The organism is Marinobacter halodurans (assembly GCF_004327985.1).
Taxonomy (GTDB): Bacteria; Pseudomonadota; Gammaproteobacteria; order Pseudomonadales; family Oleiphilaceae; genus Marinobacter_A; species Marinobacter_A halodurans.
Window position 1 is genome coordinate 1 of record NZ_SJDL01000112.1, and the last position, 1,953, is coordinate 1,953.

Annotated in this window: 2 protein-coding genes; both read right to left on the reverse strand. The window is 64.8% G+C overall.

Features of this window, described 5'->3' with window-relative positions:
• Positions 1 to 1,602: alpha/beta hydrolase (locus tag EZI54_RS23600; RefSeq protein ID WP_165495869.1), on the reverse strand; the 1,602-nt coding region annotated here is incomplete at its 3' end.
• On the reverse strand, positions 1,599 to 1,953 hold a 355-nt coding region (locus EZI54_RS23605), incomplete at its 5' end, for a hypothetical protein (protein ID WP_207389337.1). The genes EZI54_RS23605 and EZI54_RS23600, both read right to left, overlap by 4 nt.

The following is a 1,953-nucleotide window of genomic DNA, read 5'->3' on the forward strand; positions in this document are numbered from 1 at the left end:
CGCCGGCCTTGGCGCCTGTCCCGGAAACCAGTCCAGCTCGGACAGCGCCCGCAATTGCCGGATGTAGCGTTGCGCCATGGACTTGGTGACGACCGCCTGGTGCCCCAGGGGCGCCAACAGGGTGTAGGTGGGCAGGGCTTCGCAATTAGCGAGCGCCGCTTTGCATTCGGGAAACAGGCGCTCGGCCTCGGTCAGTATATCCGCCTCCAGGCGCTGCCAGTTGCTCTCGACCTTTTGGCGATTGAGCCGGTCCCGCAGTTCATCAATCTGGCCCCGCTTCGGCCTTGGGTAATGCACCAGCGGAAAGTAGTCGGCATAGAGCCGCTCAATGGGCGGCGTCAGCCCGTTGTCCAGAAAGAAGGGGAAGGTCCACCACTTCTTGGTATAGGCACCGCCCACCGAGCCGGTGGCGTTATCGACGCCGTCGCCCCGGGTCAGGTCCTCAAACCCGGCCTTGCCAAGGATGCCGTCTCCCCGGGAGTGCAGCACGACGATCGTCCTGGCCGCTTTGTGGGCTTTATCGAAGACGCCCATGCCCAGTGGGTGGGCATCCCGTTCCGGATCGTTGGTCAGCGCGTTGTCCGCCACGGCGGGCTCCCACAGGAAGAGGTTATCGATAGCGGGCGTTTGTTGGACGGTACCCAGGATATTGAGCGCGGTCAGCCCCACCCGGGCGCCCAGGGAGTGAGTGATGACGTTAATGGCGATACCCGCCTGACGCAGTTGTCGCAGCAAGGGCACCAGTCGACGGCCTGCCTGCATGGCATTGAACTCCGACTGCATGAAGTCCGTCGCGCCGGTATCACCATGCCAGGAGATAGCGATGATGCGGCTGTAATCCATCCAGTTCTCGCCATCGAAGCCGGCAGCGCGGTTGAGCTGGTATTCCATGCTGACGGCCCAGTTGTGCACGCCGCTGCCGTTGAGCCGGGCCTCCTCGACCTCCTGGCCGGTTTGTCGGCTCAGCGCTCCGGCATCCTGCCAGACGGTCGACGGGGTGTCGGTCCACGCCAGGGGAGCGCTGTCGCCTTCGGCTTGGCTGCAAAACCGTCCCCAGTCGCCGTGGGGCACGTTATAGCCGTGAATGAACACCAGGGCGTTGTTGCCGTTGCGCTTGAAGTAGTCGAGTTGCTCCGGCGTCAGGATGTCGTGCTTGTCCGGTTCGTCGCGCAGGTTGATGAGCACCGGCGGCGGCAAGTGAACCGCGGTTGCCTGGCGGCCCTCCGGCGTGGCTTCGATCAGGGGGGTGTCGGTCAGGGCCTGGCCCGGCTGGAATCGATAGGTATCGCTGACGGTATCCAGGCCAATCAGGTGGGTGCCCAGGGGATCGGGCCGCCAGTGCCACTCATATTCGCCGGGCGTGAGGTGTTCATAGCGGACGACGCCGGCTTCCTTGTCCACTTCCGGGGTGGCGGAATCGCCCGTGTCGAGGTTTTGAACAGGGCCCGACCGGGACGGTGCCAGCACCTGGCCGGTGTTATCCTCGCGGCGCAGCTCGATAGACGCGTCCGGCATACAGCAGGGTGGCGTATCACCATGGTCGTCCAGCGGCGCGTAGCTGGGTCGGAACGGCAGTCCTTCTTCCTGGTATTTCGGGATCATGTGGTCACCGTCTCTTCCATGAGGGGGATTCTGGCGAGTTCGGCCAGCGCCGATGGCCATTCGGCGCATTGCTCCAGTAACGCTTCCTCTTGATGGTCGGCAAGCGGGTGCTGATGCCCGCGTCGGGCCAGGGTCCTGGCGCCTTCCACCAGGGCCGCCTCGGAGTCGGCACCGAGCCGGCGGCACTGCGCAAACCAGGCCCGGACCGTGTTTTCCGCAACACGATAATGTCTGGAAAGTGCCCTGGCCAGCCGATGCCGGCGCTGGCGGGCCATGTGCTGCAGGTTCTCCGGGGTCAATGTCAGCGGGTCCGCTTCGGCCATTGCTCGCCCCGGCTGGTTACGGCGAAAC